This is a genomic window from Chryseobacterium sp. BGARF1 (assembly GCF_001677955.1).
Lineage (GTDB): Bacteria > Bacteroidota > Bacteroidia > Flavobacteriales > Weeksellaceae > Chryseobacterium.
This window is the reverse complement of record NZ_LELA01000114.1, coordinates 25,964-44,045: the sequence shown is the minus strand read 5'-3', so window position 1 is coordinate 44,045 and position 18,082 is coordinate 25,964. Positions and strand designations below refer to the sequence as shown.

Annotated in this window: 9 protein-coding genes; 4 read left to right on the top strand and 5 right to left on the bottom strand. The window is 33.8% G+C overall.

Going from position 1 to position 18,082, the window contains the following annotated elements:
- Positions 1–556: 556 nt before the first annotated feature.
- Positions 557–748: a cold-shock protein gene (locus AB671_RS19745; protein ID WP_066679284.1), complete on the bottom strand. Its 192-nt coding sequence runs from the start codon at positions 746–748 to the stop codon at positions 557–559.
- A gap of 683 nt (positions 749–1,431) precedes the next feature.
- Here AB671_RS19745 and AB671_RS22380 point away from each other — a divergent pair.
- Complete coding sequence (locus tag AB671_RS22380; protein ID WP_157444268.1) at positions 1,432–1,767, top strand: hypothetical protein; 336 nt, start codon at positions 1,432–1,434, stop codon at positions 1,765–1,767.
- A 383-nt stretch (positions 1,768–2,150) separates the two neighbouring features.
- Here AB671_RS22380 and AB671_RS19735 read toward each other — a convergent pair whose 3' ends face one another.
- Positions 2,151–4,025: a T9SS type A sorting domain-containing protein gene (locus AB671_RS19735; RefSeq protein WP_082987364.1), complete on the bottom strand. Its 1,875-nt coding sequence runs from the start codon at positions 4,023–4,025 to the stop codon at positions 2,151–2,153.
- A gap of 89 nt (positions 4,026–4,114) precedes the next feature.
- Positions 4,115–9,031 (bottom strand): PKD domain-containing protein, encoded by a 4,917-nt coding sequence (locus AB671_RS19730; protein WP_066679280.1) that lies wholly within the window; start codon positions 9,029–9,031, stop codon positions 4,115–4,117.
- 279 nt (positions 9,032–9,310) lie between these two features.
- On the opposite strand from AB671_RS19730, the gene AB671_RS19725 reads away from it, so the two are divergent.
- Positions 9,311–10,054, top strand: coding sequence for a response regulator transcription factor (locus AB671_RS19725; RefSeq protein ID WP_066679279.1), 744 nt, complete (start codon positions 9,311–9,313; stop codon positions 10,052–10,054).
- Positions 10,055–10,417: 363 nt separating this feature from the next.
- On the opposite strand, the gene AB671_RS19720 is transcribed toward AB671_RS19725, so the two are convergent.
- Together AB671_RS19720 and AB671_RS19715 are read right to left on the bottom strand one after the other, a co-directional pair.
- A complete protein-coding gene (locus tag AB671_RS19720; protein ID WP_066679278.1) occupies positions 10,418–11,545 on the bottom strand; it encodes a hypothetical protein in 1,128 nt (375 codons plus the stop codon).
- Complete coding sequence (locus AB671_RS19715; RefSeq protein ID WP_066679276.1) at positions 11,542–13,188, bottom strand: helix-turn-helix domain-containing protein; 1,647 nt, start codon at positions 13,186–13,188, stop codon at positions 11,542–11,544. Before AB671_RS19715 ends, AB671_RS19720 begins: the two co-directional genes overlap by 4 nt.
- A 263-nt stretch (positions 13,189–13,451) precedes the next feature.
- Here AB671_RS19715 and AB671_RS19710 point away from each other — a divergent pair, with 263 nt between their 5' ends.
- Both AB671_RS19710 and AB671_RS19705 read left to right on the top strand, forming a co-directional pair.
- Positions 13,452–16,094, top strand: a complete 2,643-nt coding sequence (locus tag AB671_RS19710) for a T9SS type B sorting domain-containing protein (RefSeq protein ID WP_066679275.1) — start codon at positions 13,452–13,454, stop codon at positions 16,092–16,094.
- Between the two features lie 22 nt (positions 16,095–16,116).
- A complete protein-coding gene (locus AB671_RS19705; RefSeq protein ID WP_066679274.1) occupies positions 16,117–17,679 on the top strand; it encodes a T9SS type A sorting domain-containing protein in 1,563 nt (520 codons plus the stop codon).
- Positions 17,680–18,082 lie beyond the last annotated feature (403 nt).

The following is an 18,082-nucleotide window of genomic DNA, read 5'->3' as shown; positions in this document are numbered from 1 at the left end:
GTTCAGGGCACAGCTCAGAGAAAATTCATTAAAGAATAACCAATTTATTAAATAGAATAAGCTCTCAGAAATGAGAGCTTATTTTTTTTACGACAAAAGCAACAATAAATTTCATGATGCAATAAGCTAGCACAATAAGTAGTAAATGAAAGTTTTAGAACCTGTATAATAGTTACGATTTAATATTATCGATATTTACATGTTGCGCAGTAACCGGATTTTTAATGGCTTTAATTTGTCCAAAAAAAATCAAAAACACGAGAAATAGGATTGGGTTTGCTATTCGGATTGCTAAGTTCTTTAGCTCTTATAATATCATTTGTAGTTTGGTTATCATCTGAATTTCCGCAATAATAATTATACTAGAAAGTCTATTATTAATATTGCTCCTTTTAAATAAGTGGATTGTTTAAAATTAAGGTTTTATGCTTAAATTTTAGAAATGCTAAATTAGCAAATAGCCCTCAAATTGATTTTAACCTCACGGATTAAATTAAAAAAGAGCAGATAAATAAATTACCCGCTCTATATACCATATAATGGTTGTTATTTGAAGTTACGCTTTTTTAACGTTAACCGCATTAACCCCTTTGTTACCATTTTGTAATTCGTAAGTTACGACATCATTTTCACGAATTTGATCTACTAAACCTGAAGAGTGTACAAAAACGTCCTGACCTCCTGTTGATGGAGTAATAAAACCAAATCCTTTAGTTTCGTTAAAGAATTTTACTGTTCCTTGTTGCATTGTATTATATATTAAAAATTATTTTATTCTGTTAATAAGACTGGAAAATACAAATATTTTAATTTATATCAAAATTATAATAAATTTTTGAAAAAAAATATGGATGTGTAGAATTTAAGAGTGAAAATCAAACTTCTTAAAAGGTAGAGCACCTAAAAATTAATGACAAAAATAAACGTTTGATTTAATACTTGAAATTTTTCTAGAAATCAAATCACTATTCGTATTATTATCTGCAAAGATAAGATAATCAAATGACATATGCAATTATTTAGCATAAACTATCAATAATTCATCATTATTAACATCGGCTCTATAAACTCGACTAGCAAAAAATGTACCTACTAAAGGAGATTATTTGAATCAGCAGTTTTTAAAATCAATGACATATTTTTAAGCTTTATCCTATTTAAATCAAAAATCTGCACAACCTTTTCCTCAAAAATATAAATAAACCAAGTTTCGAAATGCTTTAAACATCATTTTACACCACTTTCTTCAAAAATGCATTTTCAACTACAGGAATGAATTGTTTTTTACAACTTTTTTTTCAATAAATCTGATACAGATTATGGGCTAAAAATAGCAGAGATAGGTTCTTAAGATTAAATATAGGAAGGATAATCTAACAATTACTCTAACTAACCATATCAAGCTTGATTCATTAGAGTTTCATAAAACAATTGATTCTTTTATACGAACAACCCAAATTCAATATTAGGAAAATAAAAAAAACTGATTCGAATTATTATAAGTTTGTAAACCCCAGTAATGAAAAAGATTTTCTGACAGTTGTATTTGAGCGCAGTTTTGAGGGTTGGAATATCCTGAACCTTCATGGAAGCTACGACAGTTTGTTTAAAATCTGGAAGAATCGTTTCGACAGAAGTGCTAATGCAGAAAATATAAGATACAAAGGTTTTGCTACTAAAGGTCGCACAAGGTTTGAAAAAAACACAGAAAATGACTGTTGGAAGATAAGCTTCATTGTAAAAAAATTTATCTTCTACCATGCATGATTTTAAATACTGCAAATGGACAAAAACAAAAGGTATTCATAAATAGTGGAAATTCAGCGAGACGAATTTATTGCACTATAACTGTTTAATAATGTGAAAATAAAAAAGACCAACTAAGATATTATTTCATTATTCAAAATTTTAACAGAACGACACAACTATGAGAAGTATTATTAAAACGATTTTAGTGCTAAATATTTCAATTTGTGAAACATACCATAATTAAATAATTGAAATCCGCTTTAAACGTTCGTTCAAAGCGGATTTCAATTATTTTTTTACTATTATTTGTTGTAAAAATATTCCGATAAGATTAATAAAAGTGCTTCCGTTTTTGTGTTTTTTTAGAAAATAATATCATCTATTTAAAATGATTGGTTGGTCTATCTTTTTATCACCTTTTCTGTCACCACAGCTTTTTCTGTCTTCACTTTTACATAATACACTCCAGCGGTCAATCCACTCATATTGATCTGCGCATTGGTATTCTGTAAATTTCCTCTTTTAATATTTTGCCCTGTTGAGGAATATATCTCAAAACTTTCAAGTTTATTTTTACTTTTTATATTAAGTACATCCTGAACTGGATTAGGATAGAACTGCAAACCTGCTTCCATTGAGGTTTCTTCAACCGACAAACCACTGCATGCTGATCTAGCATATTTTGTAATGAAATTTTGAGATTTACCTGCCGTAACATTTATTGCCATCGTTGGCACATTATCGTTGGTATCAGTAAACAACTGTTGTTGAAAAAATCCTCCTAAAACATAGTTGCCATCGTTGTCTACTGCTACAGCTGTAAACTCGTCTATTGTATTGTAGCTACTAAGAATATCAGCCAGTCCTAAAACTGCTCCCGAATCTTTGTTTAAACGAACCAATATTGGATCGGCTCGGTCTCCACTAGGTCTCGTCATATTATAACTTCCCCAAGCACTTCCCCAACTTCCGTGTGCAAATCCTATTTCATTTCCATTCTGAACAATCTTACTTTTCATAAAACGATAGCTTTCAGTATTTACAGTAGCAGGAACCACATCAGGAATTTTTGCCCACTGAACAACTCCATCTGCGTTCAATTTCATTGTAAAGGGAATATGCCCAAAATACGTCACAGTTGGAAAAGTATAATTTCCAAAAGTAGCTGTTGAATAAAGAGAGGCATAGCGCCCCGATATGTAAATATCTGATGAGTTTGTATCCTTAATGATGGAATGAATTTCATCATCCATCGTTGCCTGTCCATTATCTAATTCTTTTCTCCAAGCTTCCGAAACCGTATTTCCATTTACATCAAAGGCAATTAAATAAGCTTCTTTATTGATCGGTACATTATTAAAAGAAAAATCTATTAAAGAGCCAAAACCTCCTGCTCGCCTTTTACCTGTTAAGTAATACCGATTCATAGATTCATCGTAAAGCATATTTACATGACCGTTAACCATCCCTGCACTTACAAATCCTGTGATAGGAAGTAAAACAGCTGTTTCTGGTGTCATATTTCCTCCATTATAATCAAATTTAACTACATAATACTGATAAGATGATGTATATGTTGATGGAACATTTATCAATCCTCCTAAATGGCTTCCTGCGCAAAACCCTAAAATAGCATGAATATCTTTAGAAGAATCCATAAACATCATTTGGGAGTCACATTGTCGTAGCGCTTGAGTGACATCTCCCTGCAAAGGTTTAGCCCAACTTAAGTTTCCGTTATTAGTATTATATTTTAAAAGGTATCCTGTTTTCGCTCCTGCATCTATCGTATTATTATCTGTGGTTGTAATTAAGGGCATTGTTTGAGTATCATCAAAATGAATTGCTACTGAGTTAGGTTGATTTGCGTACCCTTGATTAAAAAGATTTGCCATTATATACAGTCCACCATTATTATCTAACTCAATATTCCAGGCATGTTCAGATGTTCCGGTGCCTCCTATAGTTCTAGACCATCTTACATTTCCCTGACAATCGGTAGAAAACAAAAATAGATCTCTCTGATGATAACTCGTCACTGCTGCGCCGTCTAAATTTTGGTTTTGTGCCCAAATAGTGGCTAAATAATAAGTATTATTTTCACTATCGACCGCAATGTCTCTAATTGATTCATCATTTACATAATCAAATCCCGAACTTACCGAGCCCGTTTGGCCACCCGCTTGTTTTCCCCATTGCCATTGATAACTTTGGCTAATAAATAATCCTGGCAACATAAGTAAGACCGTGCACAAACTCTTTAAAGATTTTTGCATATTATAATATTTTGTATTTGTTTTTTAAACTTAATAAAATAATTGTAAAAATGCAGTGTTTATTTTCAAAACACTGCATTTTTTATTGATTATTTCTTAATTAACTTACCTTGTAATGCTTTTCCATCGGTATGGATGATGACAATGTAAACGCCCTGAAGCCAATCATCTATCTGAATTTCCATTTCACCGGAAGAAGATCTTAGCTCTTTAGTATATTTCACTGTTCCTCTAGCATCAAAGACCTGGATCTGTTTTGCTTTTTCCTTTTCATTACCTGTATTGAAAGAAACAGTTACTTTTTCTTTCGCAGGATTAGGAAATATTTTTATTAACGACTCAGAAACTGTTGAAGATACATACTTCGGGTTAGACGATTTGCTGACATAATCAGGAATCTCAACCTTTGTGACAAACTTGCATCCATTTCCGGCATAAAAAAGAATTTCGTCTGCTCCACCAGGGAACGTTGCATTAGGATAAAATGCGATAGGGTTGGTAAACATATCATATACCCCTCCTGCCGGAATTGTAATTACTGAAGGGATATAACTGCCATATCCATATATACTCGACAAAGTTATCGTCATCGGCTGACCAGAATAGTTATTGATGACTCCAAGTAACATAAAATGATCTCCATTCCATTTCATCCCCTCCACATGAGCATCAAATTTACATTCAGATTCTATACCGCATTCTATTCCAGGATAGAAATTCATTGTTCCAGAAGTTACCTGACACCCAAACTGATCGATCTGTAACTGGTATGTACCCGAAGTACTTATAGAAAATGGATAAATAAAATCATTAATTCCACTTTGCATATTATTTCCAAACATTTGCCACTCATGCCCATTAAAAATCCCTCTTGGACCAATAATATAACGATCACCTCTACATTCATCGTAACATCCTGTAGGGAATACCCACATCAGACTTTCGATACTTAGAGGAATTTGAACCTGATTAGAAACTTTACAACCGCTTGGTGCTGTGTAAGTCACCTGATAAGCCCCTCCTTCATATACTTCTATAGACTGACCAGACATGCCGTTACTCCAGTTGTATTGCCCTACAGAAGGACCTGAAGCAGTTAACAAAACTTTATAAGGCTGACAACTCTGTAACGTATAATTTATTGTAGGTGTTGCTGGAGGATTACTTACGGTTATCGTAAAGCTCTTAGACCCTACACAACCGTTGGTTGTTCCAGCAGGGCGCACCTCTAGATAATAGGTGTATGTTCCGGCACTTAAAGTAGCTGTATTGTAAATAATTGGGGCAGGAGTTGGTAAAGATGTCCACAACCCAGTTGGCGCTGCATTTACTCCCCAACGATATTCCAGATTACTACTCGTTACGATCCCCGTTAATGTCGCAGATTGATTGGCACAAATATTTGCCTTCGCTGAAATATTTACATAAGGTGCATTAAGTAATGTAATTGAAACTGCTTGACTACTCATATTATAAGATTTACATCCTTGTGCTGAAACTAAAACAGGCCAATACATTCCTGATTCAGTAGGTATGAATGAAGATGAATTAGAAACATTTGGAACAGGTTGAGAGCCATTCATCCATATATACTGTGTAGGTATTACAGTTCCAAAAGTAGGATTATAGGTCACAATTGGGGCATTTCCAATACAACTAATTAGAGCAGAGGCTTGTACTGTCCCATCGAAGTCTGTTCCATTTATTGTAATTGGTTTTGGTAATGATTCAAATTCGCATCCATTAGCCGTTTTAATTTTTAATTGTATAAATTTTTGTCCAAAACTATTGAAAGTAATGTTTACATACTGTTCAGAAGTAACAAAAGATGTGCTGTCAAAAATCCAAGTATACACATTATTCGGAGAATAGGCCCCAGGTACCTGCAAAGTAATTACCTCACCCTGACAAGCTGAAGTTGGAGCGGTAAAGTTCACAGATGGCAATGGTTCTAGGGTTATGGTCTGCGTTGTCGTACAAGCCGGGAAACTTCCAGACTGCATCGTCATTGTGAATGTGTAAGTACCAGGTGCTAAATTATATGTAGCCGTTTCGCCATTTTGACCAGGTTGCCCTCCTCCACTAAACTGATAATTGATCGTCGAATTATTGATAGCGAAAATTGTTGACGTGTTGTGCAAAATAACCGTGTAACCACTTCCGTTACAAACTGTACTGATGTTAAATTTAGGTTCATATTTTTTCTGTACCTCATATCCGGCACTGTACCAACAGCTACCATATCTTAATTTAAGAAAAACGATATGTGCACCAGCTAATGTAGTAGTATAAACCGGTGAAAGAGTTCCTTGTCCAGATGATAAACTCAACACACTATCACTTCCCCATTGGATCTCATCAGGAGTACCTAGGAAGCTTACATTACTTACATTGATCGTGTTACAACCCGTCCATGTTGGAGTAAAAGAAATTTGCGGATCGGCCGTACAACCATTTGTAGAACAATCCTGAGTCACTTTCACTTCCTGTGACCTAACTATACATCCATTTTGATCTGTTGCTTCTACATAATAAGTTCCAAAAATATTTGCTCCGGACATAGTATAGGAGTTGATATTTGTACCTACCGGCTGACCATTATAATACCACTGCCATCCAGTAGTATTGGTAAGCCCTGTAGAACTATTTGCAGTAAACGTATAAGGCGAAATGGTTGACGGATCGCAAACCACAATATTATAGACCGGAGAGATCGTTATAAAAGTTTGCGGATACACTGTAAATATTGCTGTTGCAGTTGGGCTATAATTACAGCCATTTGCTCCGATATAAGTTACTGTAACAGTCTGCGAAACATTAGCTCCTGTATTGTTTTGAATGTAGTTGTTATTTGCAAATGAATACTGCCCCGAACCATTAGAGGTCGTTGGATGAATGCTTCCGTTAGCAAAGCTAAACTGCATTTGCGTTCCAGCTGGTATTCCACCCTCATTGATGTTAAAAACAAGATTTGAACCAAGACATATTGGTGGATTACTTGCAAAGCTAACTACAGGTAATGTATATAGTGCCACCGGAATATCGATAATTTTCTCCACTCCACATTTTACCACTTTCAAATGTAAAACAGTATTATTGTTAAAATTAGAGATCTCATTAAAGTTTATTGTGACAATTCCTGTTCCCTGACCGCTGGCAAAACTTCCGAAGTTAGCGTCATCAAAATACCATTCCATCATATCTGGTACTATACCATTTAGGTTGGCGGTAAACGTATGGGAACTACTTGGACAGTAAGTTCCAGACTGAGGGCTTACCATGATGGTATTTAGATTTATTGCCCCAATAGCTTTTGTTATTCGGTTTGAAAGACATCCTGCAGCATTTAAGGTTCTATTGCGTACAGAAATAGAATATGAAGGAGCTCCGGAATTAAATATTACTGTTATTGAATTTCCTGTATTGCTACCCTGAATAACACCTCCCGTTATGCCCCATACCGGTACTGTTCCACTATCTACAGAACTTAAAGTATAGACATAAGGCTTGCCTGAACAAATTAGATGTTCTCCCAATATTGTTCCTGTAGGCGATGTTGGTGGTGGGATCACTTTTACAAACCTGGCATTGCTTTCGCAGCCTCCGCCTTGCTTAGTTGCTGTTATCGAATAATATCCTGCTGTATTAAATAAATAGCTGAATGGCTGTGTGGTAGGCGCAGAGTTATAAACCACAGAACCTCCTGCTGTTACTGTCCATATCACAGGAACATTAGGGCTTGCGGTGAAGGTCTGGCTTGTACCAGCACAAATTTCATCTGTACCTCCACTTACAACAACAGGTTCTTCAACCGTGATCGTCATTGAAGCATACCCTTCACACTGTAACAAAGTATTTCTATAGCTACACCATAAAGTGTAAGTTCCCGGCTGAGATCCCTGAAATACAATTTCATTTCTTTGCTGATTGTAAATAAGCTGACCTGATGGGCCAGACATATTCCATTGGAAATTAGTAGTAGGCCATTGTGGTAACTTATAGATATATTGTTTGTCTTTACAAACTGCTGTCGGACCTTGTATTTGTCCGTTCGACAATATTACCGGGATCTTTATGGTCGTCCATTCTTCACATCCGCATTTAGATCTGTACATCACATATCCAAATCCATCAGCAGGATCTACTTGATCCCACTTCACCTCGATCTCATTACCATTATTGGAAGCAATAGATCCCCCAATCACTTTCCATTCCCCATCTTTACATCCATCCTGTACGCTGTATTTTTCTAAGCTTCCTTCACATACTACAGAAGCACAGTTGATCTGTACAGGTGTTGATTGGCTCACTTCGATCTTTTTATAAAAGGTATCCGAACAACCACACTTATTTGTTACTGTTAATGAAACAGTATAATTCCCTGCCTGATTGTAAGTATGAGAAGGCTCAAAAGCCGTAGATGTAGGTGATGTTGAATTTGAATCTCCAAAATCCCAAAAGTAACTCACTATTTCTGCCCCTCCATTATCCTGAGAAAGGTTATCAAAATAGATTTGAGTACCTTTGCAAACGGTATAATCAAGGTTAAGCATTTGAAATTCAGCAGTAGGCGTATTAATTTTCTCAATGCAAATTGTTTGGTTTTCTGTTGTACCATTTGAATAGGTAATGATCGCCTGTACAGAGCCGCTACCAAGTGAACTATTCCAAGTTATCTGAGCATCGCTGTTTCCAGGCCCTGAGACCGTACCAACTGTACCTCCTGCTGCCGTCCATTGTACATTGGCAATATTTTGACCACTGGCGGTGTAAGTAACCGTACTACCTGCACAAACTTTAACACATTGCGAAGAGATCACCTGCTCAGATGTCACTCCATTATCATATTGTTCTTCTTTATCTCCCCGGTAATCTTTACAGCCAACCTGAGAATTAGAAGTAATGTGAGTTCCAATTTGAGCTTGCACAACCCAAGGGCAGACAAGCCAAATAAGTAGAATACATCTGAAAAGATGCATCCTACCAAAATAAATTTGGTTTTTCATGTTTAAAAAATTATGGTTTAGTTTTAATTTAAAAGCAATAACAGAAAATATTGGTGAAGTACATCAAATTTTACCGATATGTGTACCGATAAAAAAATGATGAAAACTTATCATAATAAATCACCAAAATAAGATATTTAAATAGTCGTAATAGATTAGCACAATAGCAGATAAAAGAATAATTTTGGACATGGTATTAATTTTTAATAAAAATAAATCATTATAATTAGATTATTTCTACACTTTAGTGTAGTTTTATAGTGCCAAAAAAAAATATTAATGAAAAAAAATTACTTATTTCCAGAGGATAGCTACCAAGCAACAGATGAGGTTTTAATTAGCCAAACGACGAAAGTATTTGAAGCAGTGACAAAAAGTATACATGGTAATATTTTCATCATCAATTTGCTTGAGAAAAAAATTGATTACATTCCATATCTTCCATTTTACATCTCAGAAGGCTCTATACAAGATATAAAAACAGCAGGTTTAAGTTTTCTTCGAAAAATAACAGCATCAGAAGATCATCATATCCTTGATATACTAAAAAAAACGGTCATCCCATTTTTCAATAAACTTCCCATTAACGACAGGACCAAATATATCATAAACTTTGATTCTCACATCAAAAGTGTTGAAAAAAGGAAAATATTACTCAATTATAAAGTGATACCTTTTGAGCTTGATCATAAAGGTAACATTAAGAAGGCAATTTGTAATTTATCACTATCGCTAAAGAAGTCATCAGGAAATATTCAGATATCTTCAGATGTATCAGACCTATTATGGCTATATGATCTTAAAGATGAAAAATGGGTCAAAACCAACAAAAAAAAGTTAACATATAAAGAGTTTGATGTATTCAGATATTATCTTCAGGGGTTAACTATATCAGAAATCGCTAAAAAGACCTATTTATCTTCTGATACTGTAAAGTGGCATCGAAGAAAACTTTTTGAAAAGCTTGATGTAAGCAATATCACAGAAGCATTAGCATATGCAGTTACTAACGATTTAATTTAGGTTAGTAATTTTGAGATATTACAACACACATCAATGGGGCATACAAATCAAAGATTATTACCAATTAAAATTCACAAAAAAACCGCTATAAAAATATATTTATAGCGGTTTTATATGTTTTAGTGATTTAACACTAATTATAATTACTTCACTTCTTCAAAAATAACCAATATTTTAAATCAATTAGTTACAATTTCAAGGTACAAATAAGATACTGATTTACTAGTGTAATTTGTGGATATATATACTAAACATTAACCATTCTGTTATTTTTTATCCTACCTATTTCTATTTAAAACATTGATAAAGAGTCCTTTTCCTGTTTGCACTTCGTCAGGAATACTCAATAATACATTACAAAATTTAATCATTTAATATTTTGTGGATTTGTTTACTATTTTTTCTATTATGTTTCATTAGCTTGTACACAACAAATGTAATGGAAAGGCAAATAGTGCTGCCAAGAAGAATGATTACAATGATTAAATTCTCATGTCTAGATTCGAGTTCTTGTATTTTTATTGAAGCATTTTTATTTTGACTATTAATGCTTTCGTTGATAGAGCTTAGTTCCAATTGTTCTCTTTTAAATTGTAATTCTTGCAGCTTCTTGCTATATAGCTGATAGTAATTTTGATTGCCCATGGCTAAATAATTGTCTGCCATTTCTTTATAAATTTCTTCTAAAAGTTTAGAATCATCGGTTTTTTTACCCCGCTCTTCAGCATCTTTTAAATATTGTAATGCGCGATTATTTTGGTGCTTTATTTTTTGTATTTGAGATAATCCTTTTAAAGCATAGGATTCTAAACTGTTTGAGTCGGTTATAATCGCTAAATCGTAAGCTCTTGTGAAAGCTTTTTCTGCTTTTTCTTCAGAACCTAAATCTAAATAACAATTACCAATGTAAAAAAATAAAATACTTTGGTTATAGTAGGTTTTTGAAGCTTCTTTTATTTTTTCAAAAGATTTTACAGCTGTTTGAAATCTTTGAAGTGCAATCTCCGGATTATTCTGTTTTTTACTGATCATTCCTCGCACCAAGTTTATTCTACCGATTTCAAAATATTTATGGTATGTACCATCAGGAATTTTTGCTAGATACTGTTCAGCTTCGTCTAAAGATTCCAACGTTTTTGAATCTAATTCCATTTGCTCATACTGTAAAGCGATGGTAATAAAAAAAGTTGTCTGTACTTTGGGATCATTAGATTTTAGTGCCAATTCACGGGCTTTAAACAAATATTGTAATGAGGCATTAAAGTTTCCTTTTGTGAGCTCGGCTGATGAGATTACAAGATATAGCTTTATTATTTTATCTGGATTTCTCTCTCTCTTGAGAAGTTCTTTTACAATCTGAATCGATTCGTTTGGGTTATTGTAATACTCCTGATTGGCTCTTTTAAAAAGGGAGTCGTCATTGATCTGCTGAGCAAAACAAGAAAAATTAATCATCATCATCAAAAAGATAATAAACGCGTGTCTTTTCATTGAGATTTAGATTTAATGATTTGTTGAATATAAGTGTTTGGTGACATTCCCGTTATTGATTTAAAAACATTAGAGAACGCACCGTGTGACGAAAAGCCGGCATATTCAGCAAGATAGCTCACTTTGTAATTAAGATATGAGGGATCGTTTTTTAGTAAATTAGCAATATGATTGATCCTTAATTCATTAATATATGCATTGAAATTTTTTTCTTTATTACTATTTATAAATTCAGATAAGTATTGTTTATTGATACCAATTTGCTGCGAAAAGACTGTTAAAGACATGTTTTTGTTTAAAAAACCTAGTGTTTTTTCCCATTCTTCTATGTTTTTTAAGATTTTAAGATCTCTTTCTTTCGAATTGTTGGCAATCTCTTTCTCCTGATTTTGTTCCTTTACATTTTTATTTTCATTAGTTTTTCTTTCTCTAATGGAAACTGAATCCTGCAGTTCCAGTTTTTGAAAGAACAAAATCTGTTTTTTTAGATTTTTATTTGTTTTGAATTGATAAAACCAAAAAATGAGCAGCCCCAAAATGAGCAAAATAAAAATTTGAACCAAAGACTTAAGAGAACCTTTATGGAGCTGGTCTTTGTATGTGTAATTTTCTCTGTGCTGGTTTTCTAATAATTTTATGCTGTATTGTATTCCTTCTTTTCTATTGGTTTCTAAAGTTTTTTTGGTGCTGCTGTATAAATTATTGTAGTAAAGATATTTTTCATCATTTTTTAGAGCCAGATAGTTTTTTGAAAATAAATCGTAGAAAATTAGTTTCATTCCGTTATAAGGAAGGTTCTCAATTTTTTCGAATCCAATTTTTAATTTCTCTGTTGCGGTGATGTAGTCTTTTTTCTGAAAATAATATTTTGATAAATTCTGATATGCATAAGCCAAAAGAAAAGGGCTTTTATCCTGTGTCTCAATTTCCGGTATGATCTTTTCTAAAAGTTGCTGAGCTTCATCCTGTCTATTTAAACGCATTAAAAAGTTACTCAGGAAAAGCACATTTTCGTGTTTGAGGAATCTTGCTTCTTTAGTGTTAATGTCAAGATATTGATCGCTTTGTTTCAGGCTTTTAATTGCCTGTTTATAGTTTTTACTGATAGCGGCATTAATGGCTTGAAGCTGAAAAAGTTTTGCAATCACTGATCTCTTTTTAGGATCAGTAGTTTTTAGAAGCTTCTGATCATTTAAAACCTGATCAATAATTTTTTGTGATTGGCTGTATAACTGCAAATTCTGGTAAATATCAGCTAAGTTGTAGTTATCAAATAACCGAACGAAATAAATTACATCTTGAGATTCAGTTTTATTTTCATCTTCTTTTTGATTGTATATAGAGATTGCCTGTACATAATTTCCTTCTAAAGTGTATGCTTGCGAAATGATTTTTTGAAGAATAATGCGATTGTCTTTTTCCTTTTCACTTAAGAGCAAACTTTGTGTATAGCGAATACATTCTTCAGGATTCTCATATAGTTTTTGAAAAGCTTTATCTCTTAATATTTCGAAATCCTTATTGGTTTGCGCCAAGAAAAAAATAGGACAAATAAAAAGTGAAAATAAGAAAAGATTAGTTTTTTTAATAATTCTTAAATAAATAGTAAGATAAAAATTAATAGTAAACCTGATTGATTCCATTCTTTTAATTAATATATCTTAAATTTTAAGTTGTTGTTTTTTAGAGTTTTGTAATTGTAATGTCTTGTAAATTCACACTAATTTATGTAAAAATGCAAGCCTATTATTAAAACTGCAGCTAATATAATACTAATATTGTTCAACACAATAGACATGAAAATAATTCAGATTATTAAGAAATAATTTGTAAAAAAGAGAATACAATTTTAGAAATAATTGTTTTTTCAAAATCTTACCCATCGAATATTTTTCAACAATATATTATGATAAGACTTCTACTTTTATTTTTACTTTTTTTAACGGCTAATCATGTTTTTGCACAAAAAGATACAGAACATTGGTTTGCTCCTATGATGAGCCGGAATTCTTTGTCGTCGAACAATAACCGACAGGCTTTGTATTTTTCTACAGATTCTACAATACCTTTTCCTGTGACTATTTATAATAACAATGCAGTTATTGGCACCGTTACGATCAGTAACGGAAATCCGGGAGTTTTTACAATTCCTGTAGATTTAATAATTGCCTACAAGCAATCTGAAGTATTCAAAGTAACAGCGAGAGGGCTTTATGCGAGTGCAAATATTCCTTTTATGGCAGATTTACGGGTTTCTGATGTGGGACATGGTGAAATTCTCACTTCTAAAGGAAAATCGGGGATAGGCAAAAAGTTTTATGCCGTTTATCCTCCTATCACAAATACCAGTACAAGCACTACGACAAACCATAATTTCACATGTGGTATAATAGCTACAGAAGATAATACTTTGGTAAAAGTTTCAGACTACGAGGCTTCTGTACAGTTTTCAAACGGAATGACAGGAGTAACGAATCCTACGCTTACGTTCCTTCTCAACAAAGGAGAATCGTATATAATAGAAGGACGTTCTAATATTACCGGAAACAGAGCAGGCTTTATAGGAGCTAAAATAATTGCTGACAAGCCTATATCTTTAAATAACGGCAACTTTGCCGGACAATATTCTTTACCTAATAGTACGGTTTTCGACGGACCCGATATTATGATAGACCAGTCTGTTCCTGTAGAACGTTTGGGGAGAGAATACATTCTTGTAAAAGGAATGGGGAATATTGCAAAAGAAACAGAAGGAGCTATGATCGTAGCAACTGATGATAATACCCAAGTTTTTATTAATAATAATCCTGTTGCGGTCGCTACTTTAAATGAAGGTCAATTCTACAGAGTTACTGCATCCAGTTATGTAGATCAGGGGAGTGACCATCATAATATGTATATTAAAACGAGTAAAAACGTGTATGTATACCATCTCGTTGCCGGAATTGCAACCAGTAATGCGACTGGCAGTTTCAACTTTGTTCCTCCCATTGGATGTATTCAGTCAAAAAAAATTGATGAAATTCCTAAAGTAGATGATCTTCCACGAGTAAGTAGCTCTTTTCCTTTACCATTACTAAACCTGAAATTAAATGTTTTGACCCAGACCGGAGCCAATTTAACAGTAAATGGGATAACGCCGACTCCCGCTGAAGGACCTTACCCGGTTACCGGAAACCCGTATTGGGTTACTTACTCATTAATGGGAATATCAGGAAACGTAAAAATAAATTCCGATAAGCCCGTAAGTGCAGAAGTTATAGGAGGAAGTATATTCTTGGGATATAGTGGTTATTATGCAGAAGATGCTTCGTGCCAATACGAATCTACCAAAACAATCGATGTATGCGATAACGCCCAGATTATTATTCCTGAATTTACCTATTCTACCCAAACATATGTTCCAAATTCTGTTATAATTACAACTCCGCCTCAACATGGGACAGCAACGATTGATCCGATAACAGGAGTTATCCATTATACATCAACCCCTGGATATGTAGGAATAGATACGATTGTATACAGATTTTGTGGAAATAATCCCATATTTCCAGATTGTGAGCAAGTAACTCTAACGCTAAATATGCTAGAAAGCCCTGTTGTAAATGATGCCACTTTGAGAATCTGTTTTCTTGAAAATAATATTGCAACAGGTTTATTTAATCTTACGTCAGCAATAGTATCTACGCAGCCAGGGATAACAAGAAAATACTATCCTTCACCTACTGACGCTGTAAATGGAACCAATGAAATTTTAAATCCTGATAATTATATTGCACCAAACGGTGTAGCATATGTAAAAGTAACTAATGCAAACGGATGTTATAAAGTAGCTAAGATTACTCTTATAGTTTTACCTCCCACTACATCAACCATATTAATTGATAAGATAATTTGTATTGAAGATAAAACAACATTAGACGCAGGATCAGGTTTTGACGGCTATGAATGGAGTACAGGAGCAACCACATCAATAATATCTGATGTAGCTGTGGGTACTTACTGGGTGAGATTAAAAACCGGACAATGCTGGACAAAGCAAACTGTAAAAGTTTATTCTTCAGAACAGCCGGTAATCTCAAATATTGAGATTGAGACCAATACAGTGACTGTACATGTAACGGGAGGAAACGCGCCATATAAATATTCTATTGATAACATCAATTGGCAAGATTCGAATGTTTTTACAAATGTACCCAGAGGAAGCAGAATTGTATATGTGAAAGATGCATATGACTGTAATCCTGTTTCTGTAGAAATTACAATTCCTAATCTCATCAACGCAATTACTCCTAATAACGATGGAATCAATGATGTTTTAGATTATAGTGCTTTAGCTCATAAAGAAGGCCTCAGGTTCTCTGTTTACGACAGATATGGATTAAAAGTTTTTGATGCTTCTAAAAACATAGGTTATAAATGGGATGGTAGCTATAATGGAAGAAAGATAAGTACCGGAACATACTGGTATCATTTAAGCTGGACAGAATCTAAATTAAAAAGAACTGAAGTTCAATATTCGGGCTGGGTTCTGGTAAAAAACAAATAATTATAAATTAAAAATAAATAAAATGAAAAAAACTTTACTTTCGTGTTTCAGTCTATTTACCATCGCTGCAAACGCACAGGTTTTAGTTTCTGAGGGTTTTGAATCTACTACATTTCCTTCTGCAGGATGGTCTTATCCTGTTGTCAGTCCGTTTTCCAGAACTACTACGGCAGGATATCCCTGTACCGGAACTGCGGCAGTGTGGAAAAAACTGAACGGAACTCTTGCTTCCACGATGACTTCTTATTTGATGTATTCTAATACCAGCTCTAATGGTAACGACATTGCTGTAAGCTTTAATTATTCTGCAAAAAAATCAAACAGTGTATATGTTACGTATGGAAATATGCTTGTTGAATATTCTGTAAACGCAGGCAATACCTGGAATACGATAGGAAGCCAGATAAATTTCACATCAGAGACCAATTGTACTGCATTTACTGCAGCAATACCGGCAGGGGCTGTTCCTTTAGATTCTGATTTCCGTTTCAGAATTACCGGAACTAAAACAACACCTCCCTCAGGAACTGCCGACTGGTATTTAATAGTCGACGATATTACTCTTACTCAGGCTGCAACATGTTATATGCCGAGTAATATTACAGCCGCTGCAGTTACCACCAATACCGCAACCATTAATTGGATAGCTCCATCTGCAACACCAGCCAACGGATACGAATATTATTATTCATTATACAGTACGCCCCCGTCAAGCACTGCAACTTCTTTGGGAACATCTACCACCACATCTGCTGATTTGTCATTATTACAGCCTAGCTCTACATATAATGTTTGGGTTCGTTCAGTATGTAGCTCTACAGATAAAAGTCCTTGGTCAGCTTTAAGTAATTTTACAACAGAATGCGCACCAATAGCAGGAATATTTGAAAATTTTGACAGCTACGCCACCGGAAATATTGTTCCAAAATGCTGGAGCCGTATTATGGGAGCACAGGCAGGAGCTCAAACCATCAGCAATTCCAACGCGGCTTCCGGAGCAAGAAGCATTTCGATGACCTCTTCCGGTGCTGCTAATTTTTCAATTGCCATATTGCCTGAATTTAATAATGTAGCTGCAGGAACGAATCAATTAAGAATGAAAGCCAAAGTAACAACAGGAACAGGATCATTAAATATTGGATATGTTACAAATATTACTGATGCTTCTTCTTTTGTAAATCTTCAGACCATTACCCCAAACACCAATTATACAGATTATACAGTACTTGTGCCTTCCTCAGTTCCTTCAACTGCGAGATTGGCAATAAGAAATAACGGAACTACTACCGCTTCGCATTTTTTAGACGATATTTTTTGGGAAACAGCCTCTGCACTTTCTACAAATGAAGTTGCTGGCAACCCGATTTTCAAAGTATATCCAAATCCTTTTATAAATGTTTTGAATTTAACAGAAACTTATAATATAAAATCTATCGTTATTGCTACACCTTCTGGGCAAATAGTAAAAGAAATCAACAAGATTTCAAAGGAAATAGACCTTTCTGATCTCAATCTGGGAGTTTATATTTTAGCTGTAAAATATAATGATGGAAAGAAGCAAAGTTTCAAGATAATTAAAAAATAAGAAGCTAAAGTTCTATAACAAATGTAAGTATCATAATACTATTAAAGCCTAAGATAAAATATTACATGTAGAAGTAATATGGGCATCCTAAGGATATTTCTGGTAGAAGATAATCATGTTATCTGAGAAATTTTGGAAATATTTTTTTTTTCGAAAACTATCTTGTGAAAACAAGTGAAGTGTATTACAAAAAAAGCAATCTTAGAAAAAAATTTTCTAAGATTGCTTTTTTTGTACCGGAATTTTCGAGATACACGTTGTAAAGCTATCTTAAATAAGTTAAATCTACAGTAAATTAAGAGTAGATTTTCCGAAAAAGTTTTTTATAATTTTTGAGAGCTAATTTGATATTTATGCTTAGTAAAAGAATTTGTAAATCGTTTATAATTTTACATTTCGAATA